Annotated in this window: 21 protein-coding genes and 1 tRNA gene; 6 read left to right on the forward strand and 16 right to left on the reverse strand. The window is 32.0% G+C overall.

The annotated features are described in order from the left end of the window. Positions 1-21: 21 nt before the first annotated feature. The 5 genes from C4F50_RS24195 to C4F50_RS24215 form a co-directional block, all read right to left on the reverse strand. The gene (locus C4F50_RS24195) at positions 22-522 is read right to left on the reverse strand and encodes a tetratricopeptide repeat protein (protein ID WP_228012128.1); all 501 of its coding nucleotides are present in this window, start codon (positions 520-522) and stop codon (positions 22-24) included. 121 nt (positions 523-643) lie between these two features. Further along, the gene (locus C4F50_RS24200; RefSeq protein ID WP_194141197.1) at positions 644-1681 is read right to left on the reverse strand and encodes a hypothetical protein; all 1038 of its coding nucleotides are present in this window, start codon (positions 1679-1681) and stop codon (positions 644-646) included. A 160-nt stretch (positions 1682-1841) separates the two neighbouring features. Continuing rightward, positions 1842-4265 (reverse strand): ABC transporter permease, encoded by a 2424-nt coding sequence (locus C4F50_RS24205; protein ID WP_194141198.1) that lies wholly within the window; start codon positions 4263-4265, stop codon positions 1842-1844. A 41-nt stretch (positions 4266-4306) separates the two neighbouring features. Beyond that, entirely contained in the window at positions 4307-6718 is a 2412-nt protein-coding gene (locus C4F50_RS24210) for an ABC transporter permease (RefSeq protein WP_194141199.1), read from the reverse strand. Between the two features lie 4 nt (positions 6719-6722). After that, positions 6723-7433, reverse strand: a complete 711-nt coding sequence (locus C4F50_RS24215; protein ID WP_194141200.1) for an ABC transporter ATP-binding protein — start codon at positions 7431-7433, stop codon at positions 6723-6725. A 273-nt stretch (positions 7434-7706) separates the two neighbouring features. On the opposite strand from C4F50_RS24215, the gene C4F50_RS24220 reads away from it, so the two are divergent. The 6 genes from C4F50_RS24220 to C4F50_RS24245 are packed head-to-tail and all read left to right on the forward strand — an operon-like array spanning position 7707 to position 12717. Beyond that, entirely contained in the window at positions 7707-9056 is a 1350-nt protein-coding gene (locus C4F50_RS24220; RefSeq protein ID WP_194141201.1) for a sigma-54-dependent transcriptional regulator, read from the forward strand. A gap of 1 nt (position 9057) precedes the next feature. After that, positions 9058-10386, forward strand: a complete 1329-nt coding sequence (locus C4F50_RS24225) for a sensor histidine kinase (RefSeq protein ID WP_194141202.1) — start codon at positions 9058-9060, stop codon at positions 10384-10386. 26 nt (positions 10387-10412) lie between these two features. Beyond that, a complete protein-coding gene (locus C4F50_RS24230; protein ID WP_194141203.1) occupies positions 10413-10835 on the forward strand; it encodes a hypothetical protein in 423 nt (140 codons plus the stop codon). A gap of 38 nt (positions 10836-10873) precedes the next feature. After that, entirely contained in the window at positions 10874-11416 is a 543-nt protein-coding gene (locus C4F50_RS24235) for a hypothetical protein (RefSeq protein WP_194141204.1), read from the forward strand. Between the two features lie 57 nt (positions 11417-11473). Next, positions 11474-12208, forward strand: a complete 735-nt coding sequence (locus C4F50_RS24240) for a hypothetical protein (protein WP_194141205.1) — start codon at positions 11474-11476, stop codon at positions 12206-12208. Positions 12209-12252: 44 nt separating this feature from the next. After that, positions 12253-12717 (forward strand): hypothetical protein, encoded by a 465-nt coding sequence (locus C4F50_RS24245; protein ID WP_194141206.1) that lies wholly within the window; start codon positions 12253-12255, stop codon positions 12715-12717. Between the two features lie 20 nt (positions 12718-12737). Here C4F50_RS24245 and C4F50_RS24250 read toward each other — a convergent pair whose 3' ends face one another. From C4F50_RS24250 to C4F50_RS24300, 11 genes are all read right to left on the reverse strand, one after another. Further along, positions 12738-13226: a hypothetical protein gene (locus C4F50_RS24250; RefSeq protein WP_194141207.1), complete on the reverse strand. Its 489-nt coding sequence runs from the start codon at positions 13224-13226 to the stop codon at positions 12738-12740. Between the two features lie 3 nt (positions 13227-13229). Beyond that, entirely contained in the window at positions 13230-13577 is a 348-nt protein-coding gene (locus C4F50_RS24255) for a hypothetical protein (protein WP_194141208.1), read from the reverse strand. A gap of 11 nt (positions 13578-13588) precedes the next feature. After that, positions 13589-14740 carry a DUF6438 domain-containing protein gene (locus C4F50_RS24260; protein WP_194141209.1) on the reverse strand — a complete coding sequence of 384 codons (1152 nt, stop codon included), beginning with the start codon at positions 14738-14740 and terminating at the stop codon, positions 13589-13591. 136 nt (positions 14741-14876) lie between these two features. Beyond that, positions 14877-15626, reverse strand: a complete 750-nt coding sequence (locus tag C4F50_RS24265; RefSeq protein ID WP_194141210.1) for a type 1 glutamine amidotransferase domain-containing protein — start codon at positions 15624-15626, stop codon at positions 14877-14879. Between the two features lie 41 nt (positions 15627-15667). Next, the gene (locus C4F50_RS24270; protein ID WP_194141211.1) at positions 15668-16129 is read right to left on the reverse strand and encodes a nuclear transport factor 2 family protein; all 462 of its coding nucleotides are present in this window, start codon (positions 16127-16129) and stop codon (positions 15668-15670) included. 103 nt (positions 16130-16232) lie between these two features. Beyond that, complete coding sequence (locus C4F50_RS24275) at positions 16233-17261, reverse strand: helix-turn-helix domain-containing protein (protein ID WP_194141212.1); 1029 nt, start codon at positions 17259-17261, stop codon at positions 16233-16235. 101 nt (positions 17262-17362) lie between these two features. Beyond that, a complete protein-coding gene (locus C4F50_RS24280; RefSeq protein WP_194141213.1) occupies positions 17363-17695 on the reverse strand; it encodes a hypothetical protein in 333 nt (110 codons plus the stop codon). Between the two features lie 46 nt (positions 17696-17741). After that, a complete protein-coding gene (locus C4F50_RS24285) occupies positions 17742-18188 on the reverse strand; it encodes a hypothetical protein (RefSeq protein ID WP_194141214.1) in 447 nt (148 codons plus the stop codon). A gap of 115 nt (positions 18189-18303) precedes the next feature. Further along, entirely contained in the window at positions 18304-18588 is a 285-nt protein-coding gene (locus C4F50_RS24290) for a hypothetical protein (protein WP_194141215.1), read from the reverse strand. 42 nt (positions 18589-18630) lie between these two features. Continuing rightward, positions 18631-19449, reverse strand: a complete 819-nt coding sequence (locus tag C4F50_RS24295; RefSeq protein ID WP_194141216.1) for a hypothetical protein — start codon at positions 19447-19449, stop codon at positions 18631-18633. A gap of 23 nt (positions 19450-19472) precedes the next feature. After that, positions 19473-19545 (reverse strand) — tRNA-Lys (locus tag C4F50_RS24300). Between the last annotated feature and the right edge of the window lie 142 nt (positions 19546-19687).

Below are 19687 nucleotides of genomic sequence, written 5' to 3' on the forward strand. Positions count from 1 at the left end.
AAAGTGTTTTTTGGATTTTTGCTATTTACAGAATGTAGCTTTGTTTTTTGCGGCGCTTTGGCTGCCTAATTCGATTGCTTTAGTAAAATCTTGACAAGCTTTCTTCTTGTCGCCCATTTTATTATACGCCAAACCTCTCAAATTATACGCAATATAATCTTTGGGATTTATCCCTAAAGATGCCGAGCAGTCATCAACAGTTTCTTGATACTTTTGAAGTTTGTAATTGACATTGGCTCTGCCTGTAAAAGCATCAGCATTCATGATGTCTAAATCGATCGTTTTGGTAAAATCTGCAAGGGCACCTTTTAGATCATTGAGTTTAAGTTTTGCGACACCTCTGTTTTGATAGGCTTCTACAAATTTAGAATTCATGCTTATGGCTTTGGTGTAATCTGCAATAGCACCTTTTGTATTGCCGGCTTCAGCTTTTTTCATGGCTTTGTCAAAATAGCCGGTTGCAGATTGTGCCCACACAGAGCAAGAAAGCATCATAAGAGATGCAAGTAAAAAATGTTTCATAAACTAATTTGGGATTAGTAGGTTAATTTGAATTTGAAACGAATTTAGCAAAGATTTGCTTTGTTGAGGCATTTATTTAATGAAATTATGGTTAATCCTTAATTGGGGCTTTCAAGAGGGCTTAATCACAATAATATTCTATTTTTCGTTCTCTTATATACGTACTGGTGTTATTGGAAGTATAGGTTTTTTTGATCCAGTTATGACGTTCGTCGTAAAGGGTATCAATTGTGGTAATGCTGTTTTTCTCCTCATCACTAGAGTCCCCTTGCATTTTCCATTTTGAAGTAATAGTTTTTGGAGTAGTAAAAGTTTTGTAGTAATCTCGAATTTCTTTTTTGCCTTTGTAATAATACGTTATATCAGAAATAGAATCTTTGGCAGTGTAAAGGAATCTTGATTTTAGTAAAAAACTCTTATCATATTCCTCTGTAATCTCCAGCGTGTAATTGGGTTTCTTTATTTTTTTGATTACTTCTTGATTATTGTAGTCTGGGTGTATTTTTGAAATAATAAGGGTGTCTTTTATTTTTTTATATTCGTAAATTACTTGTCTGTTGGGATAAAAAGACAATTGATTTTCGGATTTGAAAACAACACTTTCTCCAGTAGGATTTTCGGGATTGAGATACAGCTCTTCTGTTAATTGGTTTTGTTTATTGTATTTGTAGAGTCTGTTATCGATAAGAGAATCATTTACAAAATGTTCTTGTTTCACTACAAGATTATTTTTAAAATGATTAACGTATTTTTCTTTGTAATTGTCATTATTGATAAAGGTAGAATCTGGAAATTCGGTTTTGGAGCCAAAGTATTGACGGATAAAAATTTCGAAAGCACCTTCTTTTTTTTCTAAAACAGTTTTAATCCTTTCAAGCGAATCGAGTTCGATTATTCGGGTGAAATCATTTAATAATTTAGGATAGAGTTTTACGATTGCTACTTTGCCTTTTTTGCTAAAAACCGTTTGAGATATCATTTTAGTGGTATCAACTTTAGAATCACTTTTGTTAAATTGATACTCTGTTAGGGTTATGTTTTTAACGCAGCCTTTAAAATCAATGTTTCGAGGAATAAGCCGATTTTTGTCTATCGTATTTAACTGTGAAAAATTGAATTGAAAGACAAATAAAAGCAAAAGAGATAAAAGGTTTCTCATTGATTTAAATCTAAAAGGTTGCGGTAAATCGTTTTGGGTTTAATCTTTCAAATGTAGTATTTCTTTTGTTATATAAGTGAGTTTGAGTATAGAATTAAACAAGAAGCGGAACAAAGAATAAACTAATTCTTTGCTCCGCTTTTGACTAATTCAACATTTTTTATTCGTATTTTAAGTATTTTAGAATGTCTGCTTTTGCTGCTAAATAAGCACGTGATAAGACAATTAATAATGTTAAGGATAGTAAAATCACAAAACCGACAATAAACGGAATGATGCTGATGTCAATTCTAAAAGCAAAATTTTCGAGCCATTTGGTCAGGAAATAAACGATTGGTAAAACTGCTACCGAAAAACCAATTAGAAAATACAAAATATACTGTTTGGATAATTCTTTTAATAAAACATTGGTTTCTGCACCCAGCGTTTTTCTGATCGCGATTTCTTTCATTCTCCTTTGAATGGAATAAGAAGCTAAAGCGAATAAACCGAACAGGGTAATCAGGATCACGACAATGTTAAGAATCGAAAACAAATTCTTTTGTTTGGTATACACTTCATAAGTTCTCGCGTATTGTTTGTCTACAAAATCGTATTTGAATGGATATTCAGCATCGACTTTTGTTTTCCAGAAACTTTCGATTTCCGCAATTGTATTTTCTATGTTTTCGGGTTTAATTTTTGCATAAACCATATTCATATTTTCTCCTAAATCCAAGGTTTTAATGTGGTAAAAGACCATCGGAGGCACGGCACTTTCCGGGCTTAATAAATTAAAATCTTTTACGATGCCAATAATTTTTAATTTCTGTCCTCTCATTAAGAATTCTTTTCCAATAGGATCTTTTATATTCATTAATTTCTGAGACGTTTCATTTATCATTACCGAGTTTATAGTATCGGATGCATATTTTGGATCAATTTCTCTTCCTTTCAGCATTTTTATTTTCAATAAATCCAACATTCCATAATCTATGCCTATAGAACGCTGTTTAAAAAGTACTTCGTTGTATAATACAGGATCTAAAGAATTGTCTGAACCATCAAATGAAAAGATTCCGGTTGAAACGTTATCGACACCTTTTATTTTGCTTAGTTCTTGTTTTATAGTATTGTATCGATTAAAGATTTTTGCGCCCGTATTTTCTCCTTCGTAGTATTTATGCGGGAAATTCAAATTGATGGCAAGGACCTGACTTCCTTTAAAACCTAAATCTTTATTGCTTAAATATTGAATTTGTTTGTAAACGATATTAGAACCAATGATAAAAAAGGAGGCAATTGCAAATTGAAAAATCAGCATTCCGTTTCGAAGCCAGATTCCGTTTTTACTTCTTTCAAAATTGCCTTTCAATACATTTATAGTTTCAAAATTAGCAACATACAGCGCCGGAAATATTCCTGCAAGCAAAACAGTCGCGATAAAAATCAGGATTAATTGTAAGTAAAACTGACCTTGAATCATCGTTAAATTTTTGCCCAAAAAGTTATTGTAAAACGGAAGCGTAACTTCTGCAAGCACCAAAGCCAGTAAAATCGAAAAAGAACTTATTAAAACGGTTTCAAAAATAAACTGTAAAACAATATCGCTTTTTGAAGCGCCCAAAACTTTGCGGACTCCCACTTCTTTGGCTCTTTTTATAGCATTTGCAGTCGCCAGATTGATGTAATTGATGATGGACAAAATCAGAATTAGAACAGACAATCCGAACATGATTACCAAAAATTGATAGTTTCCTCTTCCCTCAGGATAACCGTCTATGCTAGAATGCAGTCTTGCGTCTGAAAGCGGTTCCATAAAAACCTTAAAATGCCCGACTTTCTTTTCCATTTCCTGATTGGTAAAACCGGCTTGTTTTGCATAGACTACAATAATTTCGTTGTAATATGCTTTCTCCAGCAATTGTCTTGTCAATTCTGCTTTTGAGGGATCTTTCAATTTTACAAGAATTTTATACGAAAAAAGTCCGTGTTGAATTTTAGGATCCATTAAATCTTTCATTCTTCTAAGAACAATATGGGGTGCTAGAGAAGAATTGCCTGGAATTTTATAAATGGCATTTACAGTGCAAATCGCATTTAAGCAGTTAATTTGCTGCCCGATCGGGTTATTACTTCCAAAAAGGCGCTGTGCAAGATTTTCAGAAATGGCAACACTATTTTCGCTCTCAAGCGGTTTAGAACTGTTTCCTTTTATAATTTTAAAAGGGAACAGCGAAAAGAAATCACTTTCGACATTGATAATTTTATCGACAAACTCTTTTTTTTCTTTATAAACAACTTTGTCTTTTTGATACCAGCTGTCGGCAAAAACGATGTTTGCCACATTAGGATCATTTTCCAGATAAGGTTTTAAACTTACAGGATGTTCGGCCATTACCGGCATATCGGTTAACTGAACCAAAACTTGGTAAACATTGTCCTTTTCTGGATTCCAATTGTTGAAGCTGTGTTCATCGTTCCAGTAAAGCAAAGCGAAAATGATTCCGGCAATTCCAATGGCTAATCCCGAAATGTTTAAAGCCGAAAAAACTTTACTGTGCTTTAAATTGTAAATAAATATGTGAATATAATTGAGGATCATATTTTTTGGCGGTAAGGTTAATAAATGGAAGATGAAGTTTTTTACTCGTATTTTAAATAGCGTAAAACATCAATTTTGGTTACCTGATAGGCTTTTGTCAACACAATTGTTAAAGTCAAAAACAGTAAAAAGAAGAATGCAAAGACGAAAGGAACCACCGGAATATCAATCCTGAAAGCAAAATTCTCAAGCCATTTCTGCAATAAAATATACGCTGGAATAATGCCGATTATAAAACCTATGATGCAAAAAATAATATACTGTCTGGACAATTCTTTGAGTAGAATGTTGGTTTCTGCTCCAAGCGTTTTTCTGATGGCAATTTCTTTTGATCGTCTTTCCATAGAAAAAGAAGCCAAAGAAAACAATCCGAAGACCGCGATCATAATTACGAGAATGTTTAATAAAGCGAATAAGTTTCTTTGATTCTCGTATTTTTTAAAATTTTTCGCGTAGTTTTTATCCACAAAATTGTATTCAAACGGATATTCAGAATCTACTTTTTCGATCCATAATTTGTTGAGACTGCTTATGGTCTGCGGTATATCATGAGGAGCAACTTTTACAAAAACATGTCTGATGTCGTCTTTTACGCCGTTAATTTTAGTGACATAAAAGAAAATCATAGGCGAAATTCGGCTTTCAAACCCGAAATAATGAAAGTCTTTCACTACACCTGCAATCTTCACTTTTTCGTCTCTCCAGATAATTGTTTTGTTTAACGGATCTTTTTCGCCCATTAATTTTGCAGTTTCTTCATTTATTAAAACTGATGAAATAGTATCTGAAGAGAAAGCAGGGCTTAATTTTCGTCCTTTCAAAAGTTTAATGTCCAGCATGTCCAGCATATCAAAATCCATTGCCATTTCTTGTGTCAAAAAAGGTTTGATGTTTTTATAGTTAATGCTGGACCAAGAATTTTCCTGAGACCCCATTGCAAATAAAGCGGTCGAAACTCCTTCGACACCTTTTAGCTGCATAATTTGTGGTTTTATAGTTTTGTATCGCTCGTATTGCGTTCCTTCTTTTCGGGCCTTAAAAGTAATATCCAAAACTTGCGCGCCTTTAAAACCTAAATCTTTTTCGGCCATAAAATTGACCTGCTTATAAACAATAAAAGACCCAATGATAAAAAATACAGCGATGGCAAATTGTAAAACCAGCATTCCGTTGCGAAGCCAGATTCCTTTTTTACTGCGGGAAAAATTTCCTTTTAAAACTTTTAAAACTTCAAAATTAGAAACATAAATGGCGGGTAAAACTCCCGATACCAAAATGATAAGAATCGTTATTACAATTAATTGGGTGTAAAATTGAGCTCCAATAAGACGAAGGTCTTTCTGTAAAAAGGAGTTGTAATAAGGCAGTAATACTTCTACAAAAACCAAAGCCAATAAGGCCGAAAAAAATGCGATCAATGCCGTTTCAAAAACAAATTGCGCAATAATCTGAGGTTTTCCTGCACCAGAAATTTTTCGTACGCCAATCTCTTTCGCTCTTTTTATGGCATTGGCAGTCGCCAGGTTAATATAATTTACAATAGACAGAACCAGAATTAATAGAGACAGTCCCATAAAAATAAGCAGGTATTGCAAATTTTCGTTAGGTTCAGAAAACGGCTGGCTTCCTTTGTAAAGTTTTGCTTCTGGTAATGGTAATAAACTGGTTTTTACTGGTTCGCCATATTTTTTTATAAATTCATTTACTGTTATACCTTCTTGTTTGGCATACACTTTAGTGCAGTTATCTAAGAAAATACGGTCCATCGTTTTTACGACTGCTGGTGCCGCATTTGGATTTTTTATTTTCAAAACCAATCCGTAGTGATAAGTCCATTGGTCTTTTGTACGTTTTAAGTCGTATTCAATTAGTGATGTAACAGCCTGTGGCATTACAGAAGATTTCTCGTTGAGTCTGTAAACACCTCGAACAGTAAAAATCTGGTTGTCGTATTTTACCATTTTTCCCATTGGATTTTCTGTTCCAAATAAACGTTCAGCTGTTTCTTCAGACAATGCAATACTGTTTAAATCCTGAATGGCCGTTTTAGGATTTCCATGAATAAACGGATAAGGGAAAAATGAGAAAAAATTACTTTGAGCGGTAAAAATCTTATTGAACATTTCTTTTTTGCCTTGGTATGAAATAACATCTTTGGCATATTCTGCGTAGAAATAACAATAACTTTCTACGTCAGAAGAAACGGCTTTGAGCATCGGTCCCGTTGTGGCGGCATTTGTGGTCCAGATATTATGATTTCCGATGTCATTTAGAACCGAATAAATTTTATCTTTTTCTGGATTCCATTGATCATAAGCATGTTCGTCGTTCCAGAAAAGAATCGCAAAAATCAAGGCTGCCATTCCGATAGACAATCCTAAAACATTCAGAATCGAAAATAGTTTGTTGTTTTTGATGTGATAAAAAAACGTGTTGATCCAATTTTTAAGCATCGTTCTAGTTTTTAGAAGTTACCAAAACGTCTACATTTCTATGATTCAGTTTTTCAGAAAGAACAACGCCGTCTTTCATCAAAATGGTTTTCTGAGAAAAAGAAGCATCATAGTCGGAGTGGGTCACCATCAGTATTGTGGCACCGTTAGCATGCAGATCGGTTAGTAATTCCATTACTTCGTTTCCGTTTTTACTGTCCAGATTTCCTGTTGGTTCATCGGCCAGAATAATTTTAGGATCGTTTATTAAAGCTCTTGCTACCGCGACACGCTGCTGCTGTCCGCCCGAAAGCTGCTGCGGAAAATGTTTTAATCGATGCGAAATTCCAAGTTTAGCAGCAATTTCGTTGACTTTCTTTTTTCGGTCTGATGCGGGAACATGATTATAAATAAGAGGTAATTCGATATTATCAAAAACAGATAATTCATCAATTAAATTAAAATTTTGAAAAATGAAACCAATGTTTTCTTTTCGGGCTTTTGACTTCACTTTTTCTTTTGCGCCGGCCATTTCCTGATCGAGTAATTTATAACTGCCGCCAGAAGCGCTGTCCAGTAATCCGATAATATTTAATAATGTCGATTTGCCGCTTCCAGACGGTCCCATGATCGAGACAAAATCACCTTGGTTGATTTTTAATGAAATTTCGCTTAATGCTCTGGTTTCTACTTCTTCGGTTCTAAAAATTTTTGAAAGCTTTTCGATTTTAATCATGATGGCTGTTTTTTAATGTTTTTGATGAATATTTGTGTCTTCAGAAGTAAAAGAAACCGGCCCGAAAATTAAGATAATTTGCGTTGCTTTTGAAATGTTTATTTTGTTATTTTTACTCCAGAAAGGTGTTAATAATTAATGATTTACAAGTCATAATATGATTTTCGTGCCAAAAAATTAAAGCTTGTAACTGTCTAAGTCTGACAGTATTAATTATAAGAAAAAAGTTATAATGTCCATAAATGGACACCTTTTGTCCAAAACCGAACAAGAATGAAAAAAACAAATGCTTCAATTTTAATTATAGACGATCAGGAAGACATACTTTTTGCGTCCAAATTGTATCTTAAAAAATATTTTGACACTATTTATACCTTAAATAATCCGAAAAATATAATCGATCTATTGGCAAAAAATGCGATTGATGTGGTTTTGCTCGACATGAATTATAGAATAGGTTTTGAAGATGGGAGAGAAGGCTTGTATTTATTAAAAGAAATAAAAACACTTTCGCCCAAAACAGTTGTAATCTTAATGACGGCTTTTGGAAAAGTTGAAACAGCTGTTGAAGGTTTAAAAAACGGTGCTTTTGATTATATCTTGAAACCTTGGGAAAATACTAAATTATTAGAATCTGTAAAACAAGCAGTTGACAAAAGCCGAAAAGAACAAAAGAAACAAAAGAACACTGTTGTTGAAAATACCTTTTTTGTGGGTACTTCAGACGTTATTCAAAAAGCTTATTCGCTGGCAGATAAAGTGGCCAAAACCGATGCCAATGTTTTGATTTTGGGTGAAAACGGAACAGGAAAATTTGTTTTGGCGCATCATATTCACAACCAATCCGAAAGAAGAAATTTGCCTTTTGTGGCTGTAGATTTGGGTTCACTGAATTCAAATATTTTTGAAAGCGAATTGTTTGGTTATGCAAAAGGCGCTTTTACAGATGCCAAAGTCGATACTCCAGGACGTTTTGAAATGGCGCAAAACGGCACTATTTTTTTGGACGAAATAGGAAATGTACCCTTGCATCTGCAGTCAAAATTACTGCAGGTTATTCAGAGTAAATCGGTTACGAGATTAGGAGAGTCAAATGCAAGACCTTTGAACGTGCGGATTATTACAGCAACCAATCTTAATTTAAAACTAGAAGTTGCCGATAAAAATTTTAGAGAAGATTTGTATTATCGCATTAATACGATGGAAATTCTTTTACCGCCGCTCCGAGAAAGAAACGAAGATAAGATGCCGCTGGCCGAATATTTTTTAAATAAAATGATTGCCAAGTATCATCGGGACGAAATCACTTTTGATAAAAAAGTACTGGAACAAATAGAAAAACACGCTTGGAACGGGAATATCCGCGAAATGGAAAATAAAATGGAACGCGCCGTGATTCTGTGCGAAAATAATATCATAACGGTTTCAGATCTGGATTTGGAGTTTATTACTCAGTATGAAGAAAACTCAGATGATTTTCAGCTTTCGAGTGTAGAAAAAGCAGCAGTCGAAAAGGTGTTGTCAAAACACAATAATAACATCAGCAAGACGGCCGAAGAATTAGGGTTGTCAAGGGGCGCTTTGTATCGTCGTTTAGAAAAATATAACATCAGAACCAATTAAGATGCTGCAGTCCTTACAAACCTACAAACTTCTTTTTTTAAGACTGTTATTGATTATTGCCGGAATAGAATTCTCGATTTATCTGTCTAAAATAAATTTTGTCTTTGCACCAATTTTTGGTTTTGTGATTGTTGCCTTTTTGGTTATTGAACTTTATTTTTATGTTAAAGGCATTATTTTGCTCTACGATAAAACAATTGCTTCGATCATGCAGAACGATTTTACGTCCGATTTTTCTAAATACAAATCCAGCCAAAACGATTTGTTCCGGTTGTATGATTTATTGAAGAGCAAACAAAACGAGCAGGTTTCTAGAGATATTGTTTATACTTCGATTTTAAATAATATTGAAACGGGCATTATTATTCTAAAAAAGGAAAACAGCGAATGGAATGTTTTTTTAATGAATGATTATTTTTCAAAATACTTTAATTCGCCAAAAGTTTCCAAATGGAATTTGCTGAAAAGCCATCTTCCGTCGTTGTGTGAAATTATCGAAGAACAAAATTTTCAGGAAATCAAAACTTCGCTTGAAATTCGTGTTAACGAACAAAACACGCAGACTTTTGTGATGCAGACTTCGAGAACCGAAATTTTTGAACAGGATTATTTTATTGTTCTCTTAGATTCGATTCAGAATGTGGTGGAGAAAAAAGAAAAAGAAGCCTGGGTCAATTTGATGAAAGTGATTTCGCATGAACTTTTAAATTCGATCACGCCGATTCGTTCTATTTCGCAGAATTTACAGGAATTGATAGAACAGGATGCTATTTCAACAGAAGATCTGGAGGATATTAAAAGCGGAATCGGAACCATGTTAAGACGCAGCGACCTTTTGCAGAAGTTTGTAGAAGGATATCGAAAACTGGCCATGCTTCCGTCGCCTAAAAAAGAAAAAACAGGTTTAAAACAAGTGATTGAAAATTCATTAGAAGTAATGAATCCGTTGTTTAAAGAAAAAGGTGTTGAGGTTTATAATGAAGTTGCAATTGATCGTTTGTTATCTGTAGATGTACAGCAGATAGAACAGGTGCTGATTAATCTGCTGACGAATAGTTTACACGCTTTAGAAAATGTTAGTGAAAAAGAGATCACGATTGCAGCAGAAATAAAAGAAAACCGCATTTTTATCCAGATTTCGGATAATGGAAATGGAATTGATAAAGAAATTGAAAACAAAGTGTTTCTGCCGTTTTTTACCACAAGAAAAGAAGGCGCGGGAATTGGCTTAACGCTTTCTAAAAATATTGTCGAAGCGCACGGCGGTTATCTTGATTTTAGAAATCAAAATGAGAAAACCACTTTTGTAATTTGTTTGATTGAAGATTAAAAATAAAATCACTTGAAAGACTATACATGAAAGAAAAAGTTTTGAACTCCAAAATAATCTTATTGATTCCCGCTTATTGGGCTTGTTTGTTTGACGAAATTATTACAATTGTTTTTCAATCTGAACAATATTGGAAAGGCGATTTGAGCAAAGCAGACGAAGGAAATCCGATTGGAGCGTTTTTCATGGCGCAGCATATTTACGGATTGTTTGTACTTTGCATTTTATGGCTCTTAATAATTGGAGCAGCGGCAAGTAAATTGTCTGGTAGAAAACTGAAAATATTTGTACTATTTGTTTTAATTGCCCATTCTTTTGGAGCATCGAGCTGGATCAGCAATCATTTTGGGTTTTGGTATGCCATAATTTTTATGTTTATAAATGCCGTTTTATTTATTGAATGTCAAAATATTTATGAGCGCAGAAATGATTTCAAAACAATAGAATAACTACTTTTAATATTTTTAGAGAATTTTTTAAATATAGTATGATGAACAGAACCCTCAATTTTAGAATTTCATTCTTTTCTTTAGTTTTAATGTTAATTGCTTTTGGTTGTAAAGACGATAAAAAAGTCGAAAAGGCTGTAGAAGATCCTTATTTAAAAGAGTTAAAAGAAACGCAGATTGGAGATATTGATTTTTACATCTCTATTCCAAAAGGCTATACTATAAAAGAAAATAGGGGTCCGGATTTTTCGGTTTATTATTTCTTTCCTAAGGATACAACAAAGACTCAAGCTTTTACCGGCGGCATGTATTTTGGAAACCATCCAAGTCAATTCGATGAAAGCGTTGACAGCTGTAAGACTAAAAAAATAAAGAGTATCGTACTCAGCAAAGATACGGAATGGACAAGTATTCAGTGCAAAACAAGATTTTCTCTGCAAACGATTATTGAGAGCGGCAGTACAGAAGGCTGGAACAGCTATATTCACGCTTTTGCTCATACTTCTTCTGAAGCAGATTTGAAAAAAGTGCTCACAATTTTTAAAACGTTGAAAAAGAAGAAACCACAGAAAAGGAAATAGAACTTTTGTTAGTTCGCTTTTTGAGCCTAAAAGAATTTATAGAAAAGAAATAGCAAAATGGGACATTGGTGTTCGCTGCATTTATTTGATGACAGCAAATTTTACTGCGAAGTTATTCCGGTTTTAAAAGGAGAAACGGGCGATTTGACAGAAATGTGTCTCGAGTTTCTAAAAACGCATCTTGTTGGCGGAATTTCTCGTTTTACTGAAGTCGAAATAGAGAGAATGGTTGAAAATTACGTTGAGAAATTTATTTTGATCTCGAGGTCATTCGATGAAACTTTCAAAAACCAAGATGAATTTATACAAAAGATAAGTTATGAAGAGCGCAAAAAAAATATAAGTAATTTGGATGCACATTATGAATTCTGCCGATTTTTTGAATATTATTTGTTTGCGTCCTGTGCCGACTTTTTTCCACATTTAGGTTTGGGAAAAGGAGGGGTTTCTCGTCGATTTGAGATACCATCAAGAACTGTTGCAGAGAACATAATTTCTGAACTTGATAATTGGAATGAATTTTTAGCTGCATACGGTATGGGAATCACCAATTGGATTTCTAGCGAAGATGTTGAAATTCTTTATTTGGATCGAGAAAATCTAAAATTTGAAGACAACGAAAGCGCAGAGTTTTTCTTGCAGCTTCTGGAGATTGCTTACAATCATAATCTAGGTTTTGTGTGTGGCGTAGATATGAATGAGGAAAGCCTTGAATTATTGCCACAAAACAAATTACTAAGTAAAGAATTTTGGCTGGAACAAAAACTGACTGGGGTTCGTTTGGAGAGGTAAACAAGATAAAATATAGAATTGAATTTGTAAAAAACTAAATAAAAATGAAACTAACCAAAGCCGTATTAATATTGATTTTTCTGTCTGTATCATTTGGAAATATGTACAGTCAGGATACTGTCAGATTAACTAAAAAACCAAAAGTAATACTTCATAGCTGGTATCCAGAATACAAGGCGTCACCAAAACTTAAAATAGGAGAAAGCAAGCTTGTTTTTACAATTCTTCCTGGTCTTTATAACACACCTTTTGGAGATAACTATATTTACTTAACGACAACTAACAGCAATGTACAAATTGAAAACACTCCAAAAAGTGATGACCAATATGTGATTACTGTAAATGCGACAGAAGCAAAATACATTGAATTTGAGGCTTGGGTTGATTTGGAAGGTAAAATAGTATTGATAAAAGATGCAAAAGGAAAATGGAGAAATATTAAAGAGTTGTATACCGTAAAAGAAAATAGATGGTTAGTTGATAAAATTAGACTTGAAGTTGTGAAATAGTTTTATTGATATGATTTCTTTTAACTGCGCTCTTTCCAAAAATCCTTAAAACGTAATTCTTTGTAAGGAATCTCCATTTTTAACCAGTGTAATTTTTCTTCATTTTCAATCCATTGATTAAAAGTTTCATTGGCATCGTTTTGTCTGTACCAATAAATTCCTTTGTTTAAGAGTAAATCTTCTACAAGTATTTCATCTAGACGATATAAATCTGCGTCATTATTAAATAACTCAATTAGTGCTTTTTCAAAATTTATAACCCTTTCATAATACGATTCGTGATTTAAAAACTGACTGTATTTAATGTGCAGTTTGATGAAATTAATCTTTCCTTCAAAACAAATGATGGTTTCCTCATTGTTTAAAGAGCCTTCAAAAACATTATATTCTAAACCATCATCTGAATCTGTTTTGTAATAGACAGGATTTTCAAATGCACCGATATGATTTTTAATGAGATCGTATAATTGCTGATGGTCTTTGTTTATTTTATATAAGATTAAATGCATGTTTTAAAAATTCGAAATACTATCTAAAATTGGTTCACTAATTGAAGGATCTTCGGGGAAATATTTGACAATAATTTTTTTCTTGATGCACCATTTATCATTTTCGCATCCTTTTAAAAGTTTATCAGGCATTATTTCTTTCTCATAAATAACACCATCAACAATATAGTTGTAATGCAAATAATAATTTGAAAGACCAATTTCGTAATAATCGGTAATTACGCCTTCAATGATTTTTGAATTGGTTTGAAGTTTCTTTTTATTGTAGTAATTCGTAATTGTTTTTTTTAAACTAATAGATATAATAATCACTATGAAAAAAATCAGGAGAATCTTTTTTATGGTTTTCATGATTATTGCTTTTAGTAATCGTATTTTATTTTTTGTCTAAATTTTTCAGTCAGATTGTTTTGAATTAAGAAATTATAGCCAATATCAATAGTTTTGTTTTTAAATTTAAAATATCTTCCGTCAGTATTGACCGTTTCTTTTTTGTCGTCTGTATTCCAAAACATAATTTGGTATTTGTTTTCAAATTCCTGAGAGGTTTCTTTTCCTTTGTAAATTTCTGTGAAAAGATAAAAACTCTCCGATTTTGAAAGATCACAAATTTGATTTCCTTTTGTAAATCCTGCACCAAATATTGATAAAACAGGTCTTTCGGTTTTAAAAGGAACTAATTTTATTTGTTGATATAAATATCGAACAGGCATATAAGCCCAAATTAGCGGTATTGGAGAATTTCTTCCATAATCGTTAATCGATTTGACAACTTTTTTATTTTTTATGAATGTTATAGTAACGTTTTCATCGTCTGTCCAATTGGCTTCATAATTATTTTGAAGATTTTTTATATCGGCTTTTTTAAAATTGGTTTGAATTTTTTGAAATTCACTTTTAGTAATTTTAGAAGTAAAAATCCCGTTTTGAGTATTATAATCCTGTCCATAAAATAAGATTTTGCCATTGTGATCAATACTTATATCTGCAATAGGGCAAGAACCATAACAACCAGAAGACGAAACTATGATTTGATCATAATTTTCATTAGGATCGATTTTATACTTTGAACGTGCATATTTTGCAAATATACTGTCGCTCATTTTTACGGTTAAAGTATCTCCAATAATGGATTGTATTTTTTGATTTTCCCAAGTCTTAGCTTCTAGATCTAAAATTTTTAAGCTGTCATTTTCGATTTTATATTCCGTTTTTGTTCCTAAGAAAATGATTTTTCGGTTTCGTCTTTGTTCCGCTTCGATTAATTTATAATAACCTAATTTGTTTTCGCAGACATTATTTTCAAGAAAATGGTATCCCTGGATGTGACCGCCAAAAGGAGATGGCGGTGGCGGATATTTGTAATCCTGATCTTTTTTTGGTTTTCTTAGGTCTTCAGTTTTAACGTAAGTCCATTCGCCAAGTATGTCTTTCGAAAATTGCTTGTCGTTGTTTCTTTTACAAGAATTCAAAATGAAAACAGTTATAATAAGTAGTGTAATTTTTTGAATCATAAATTATAGCGGTTTTTGGTGTAGGTTAATGGTTTTGTAAATATAATTTTTTTCTGATAAGTTTATATAAAAACAAACAGCCTTAGAAATTCTAAAGCTGTTTGTTTTTATAGCGACTTGATTTTTTATGAGAGAATTAAGTTTTGAAATTATTTTTTAAAATCACGATCACTTCATTTGCTACTCTTGCGCCTGAAGTTGGGTCTTGACCCGTTACAAATCGTCCGTCAACAATGTAAAATGCGTCGCCGCCTTTTTTAGAATATACAAAATCGCCTCTATTATCTTTAATTGCTTTGTCTATAGAAAACGGAAATGCTTTGTAATAGGCAGCATCTTTATTTTCAAATTCGTCAGGAAAACCGGTTATTTTTTTTCCGGCATACAGAGCTGTTTTGTTTTCGTCTGTTAAATTGGTAATTCCTGCAGTACCATGGCAAATAGCAGCAATTACTCCGTTTTTGTTATAGATCGCTCTTGCAATTCTTTGTATAGCTGCATTTTCTGGCACGCCATACATTGCAGCACCGCCGCCAACATAAAAAATTGCTGAATAATTATTGCTAATAATTTCAGATGGTTTTAAAGTATGTTCTAATTTGTCCATAAAAATACCGTCGTAAAGATATTTTTTTTGCAGACTGTCAGAGGTATTGATATAACCAATCGGAATTGCACCGCCACTCGGACTGATAAAATCTACACTGTAGCCCGCTTTTATAAATACATCATAAGGAACTATAATTTCTTCAAAATGGTTAGCAGCAGTAATTTTAGTTTTTCCATAAAAATCTTGGTTGGACGTTACAAACAGTATTTTATTTTGCGCATAACAGCCGACAGTATATTGGACTGTGAAAATCAGATACAATAGTAGTCTATTCATTTTTAGAAAAGTTGAGGTTAGTTTTAAGAAAGAAAATTGATCTATTTTTGTGCCTTTGCAACAATCGGTTCTACTGTTTTATGAGGTGTTCTGGTTGAAATTTTATCTACAATAAACCATCCGTCATTGGTTTTCATGAGATGAAAATAATCTACAAATAAAAGTCTTGCGGTACTGATTTCGACTTTTGCATTGGCAATGTCATTTGTGAAATCTATAAACACGATACGTCCCGACCAGTTTTCGGGCTTGGCATGTTTTTTATAACCAACAACATATTTTGATTTTGTAACTATGTTGAATTTGTTTTCGGCAAAATACTTGAGCTGCCAAGAGTCGTGAAAAGAGGTAGCAACCTTAAGTGAATCGCCGGTAGCCTGCCCATCAATGTAAAGATTAAGCGTTTTTTGAATTTGCAGTAAATCGTTCCCGGCATCTGGGTCTTGGGCATTCATAGTAAAGGACAAAAAAACAAAAGGAAATAAATAAAAGACGTTTCTCATTTTTAAAATTTTAAATTGTTAATAATGAGAGCAAATATCTTAGATCAGGATGTAGCGGCGGTTTTAATTTATAATCTTGAACTCTTATTTTATAAAATAAAACTCATTTTGAATACGATTTTTGGTATTCTGCGGGAGTTAAACCAGTTGTTTTTTTGAAGGCCGTAAAAAAGGTAGATTTTGAGTTAAAGCCACTGTCGTAACCCAAACTTTCGAGTGTGATTTTACTTTCGTTTTCTAAAAGTTTTTTGGCTTTTTCAATTCTATATTCTTTGATGAGGTTAGAAAAAGATTTACCTAAAACTTCATTTACGTATTGAGATAAGATGTGTTTGGATATTTTGAGTTCTTTTGCAGCATCGTCAAGACTAAAATTAGGATTAAGATAAAGTTCTTTTTCTACTATCAAAGCTAATTTTTGATCGATTAGAGCCAGCATTGCAGCATCGATTTCTTTATTCTTATATTTTTCTTTTTCCTGAAAAAAGTTGGATTCATTGTTATTTCTAAAAATCAAAAGCAAGGCAACTAAATATAAAACAAATGTAAAGGACAAAGCGCCAATGATATAAGAGGTGTAAGATGCGACGGTATAAGCCAGCCAGATAATGGCTACGCCAATATAAATACTCAGTGACCATACATCGATTTTTTTTAAAGGTTCTTTTTCTCTGATTTTTTGAATAATGGGGTTTATAAACTGGAAAGACAAAACGATATAAACAAACCATTGAAAATAGATTGCTTTTACAATCCAGATTTTCCAAATTGCCAAATGTTTAACATACGGATAAAAAGAGCCTATAAGTGTTATTGCGGCTAGGTACGGAATAACGTGTTTGACCCAATTTTGGTTTTTCTCTTTTGAAGGTTTTAGATATAAAAAAAGAAACGGACCAATGAGAATACAAGCAGAAAGTCCGATTTGAATGAAAATATTGGAGAGGTTTGGATTAAAGTAAAAAAAGACTGATTTAACAATTCTAATACTTAAAACCAGCATTAACAGCGATAAAAAATAGTTAGAGAAAATTTTCTTCTTCGCATTTATCGCAAAATAAACCGAAAGTATAAAACCATTAAATGCTCCTAATGCACTAAGAAAAAAAAGTAACTGGTTTGAATCTGCCATGTTTTTTGTTGTTTTAAAGCCATTTCATGTATTGCTTTAAGCGAATGTAAGAAAAATTTTAAATCAACTTTATTTGTTTTTACTTTCTTAAGATTGGATATTCACGTTATTTTAATATTTTCTTGCAAAGCTAAATCTGAAATGAATAATTTGAACTCTTTAATTAATATTTCATATGCATTCCTTTCATTACCATCAGCGATTACTTTTAAAATATATTCTGTCCAAAACAATGAAGTTTTTTTGTCTCTGTTATTTAGCCATTCAGAGAAAAGATTATTAATTGAAGTTGAATGAATGTTATCAATACAAGTTAAATAACCAAATGAAAAAGAAGATAGTTTAGCGTAATCAGGGTTTGTAAAAAACATTTTAGGTTTTGATTCAAGATCATTAATCATACTATTTAATTTCTTTAGAATGTTTGCTCTCATAAATTGTACAAATTAAAGTGTGTCATAATGTAAAAAGTTTTTATGATTACTCTTTTTTTAAAATTAAAAAATAAGGATCTTGATAAATTGCAATTTCAGATGCATTAATCTTAAAAATAAGGATCTTATTTTCTTCTTTTTTAGAATCTAAAATACCTTCAAAATATTCAATCTTTTTGTTTTTTGAAATAGAATCATTTTTCCATCCTAAACTAGTAGAAAGACGTTCTAAATTATTAATAGGGAGTTCTTTCATTTGGCAAACCTTTTTCTTTAGAATTTGAATGTCTGTTTTTAGATCAAAGCAATTATCGGGTTGAGGGAAATAAATTTTATCTTCTTTAATGACAATGTTTTTATTTAAACAGGATTTGTAAAATTGTTCCTTTTCATTAAGATCCGATGTTGTGAAAATTTCAGAATTTACAATTTTCCAATTTCCATTTATGCAGTAATCTGAAGAGTTACAGCAGTAAATAATCAATAATAACATTAAGAATATGCTTTTTCTCATATCAGGTATATTAGTTGTTTTATTTTAGAAAAGAATAATTAATTAGAACATTATACTTAAAGTTTATACTTATTAGAAAATGCAATTTTCATATTTATTGTTTTTTGACGTTCTTTTTAATTACTTTTTTCCAAATAAGAATAACAACTAATAAGGTCACTGCTAAAATAAAAGTTATATAATTAAATGTAAATTCAGATTCAACAGTTGTGAAGATATAATCTGTATGCTGTTCAGGAACAAATCCTCCTTTTACTTCTGAAAAACCTTGTTGAGAAATATCGTAGCCATTTTTATTATAATCTTTAAAACTTAAATAACAAAGGAGTGAGATTGAAGTTAGAGCTATAAACAAATAAAGAAACGTTTTCTTTCTCATAAATTTATAATGATTAAGTTGAGGTTGATAAAATTTACATGATTATTTTTTGGCTTCATGATTATCAATGAAAGCAGGAAGTTCAGATAATGGTCTTAATTGATTTAAATCTTCTTTTTTTGTCGGCATATTATGAAAATCATAATTATCTACTTGTGTCATAAATTTATATTCTCCGACCAAATTATCCAGTAATAAAGAACCTCCATAAAATATTTCGTTATAATTTTCCTCATTAATTCCAGTAGAATATATTATCAATTCTAAACTGCCATTTTCAACTATTGGAAGAAATTGCATTTTAGAAGGTTCCAGTTCTATTTGATCCGACAAGTAAATAATGTCTGTGAATAGTTTCTTGTCTTTTTTTTGCCTAAAAGCAATAAATTTCCAGCCTTTAATTTTTGGAGACTTTTCTATCATTTTTTGGACAGTTGGAATTAATTGTTTTACACCATCTGCGGAAATGGTTAAAGATATAATTCCATTTTTTATTGGCTTTATTTCGAATGCGAGTTCTTTTTCAATTGCGCTTGCATTATCTAAAATCTCTTGTAAGACTTCGTCTAAATCTATTTCTGGATTCCTAAACCTTTTTTCATTTTCAATAAACCAATTCCAAAATGTTTCGATTTTCTGTTCTTTAGATTCAGCTGTATTTTCGTTTTCAATTTTCTTGTTACAACCCGCAATTGAGAAAAATAAGATTAAGTATAGTATGTTTTTCATTTTTTTGTTTTCAGAGCCAAACAAATATAGGGATAGAAATATAGGTACAGATAAAAATATTGAAGATAAAAATAGAGACTGCAGCGTATTAATTTTAATGCTAGCTAAAGGCTTAAAAAGAAAAAAGGTCAAGTAAATTAATACTTAACCTTTTGTGACCCGACTGGGGCTCGAACCCAGGACCCCATCATTAAAAGTGATGTGCTCTACCGACTGAGCTATCGAGTCATTGCTTTTTCTAATGAGCGTGCAAAGATAAGTACTTTATTTAGTTTGTAAAGCCTTTTTTGCAATGATTTTTATAATAAATTTTATTATAGCTGTAAGTTCTTATTTTGCAATGAAATATGTTTTATGTAATTATGGCGGG

Source organism: Flavobacterium hungaricum (genome assembly GCF_015182285.1).
GTDB classification, from domain to species: Bacteria; Bacteroidota; Bacteroidia; order Flavobacteriales; family Flavobacteriaceae; genus Flavobacterium; species Flavobacterium hungaricum.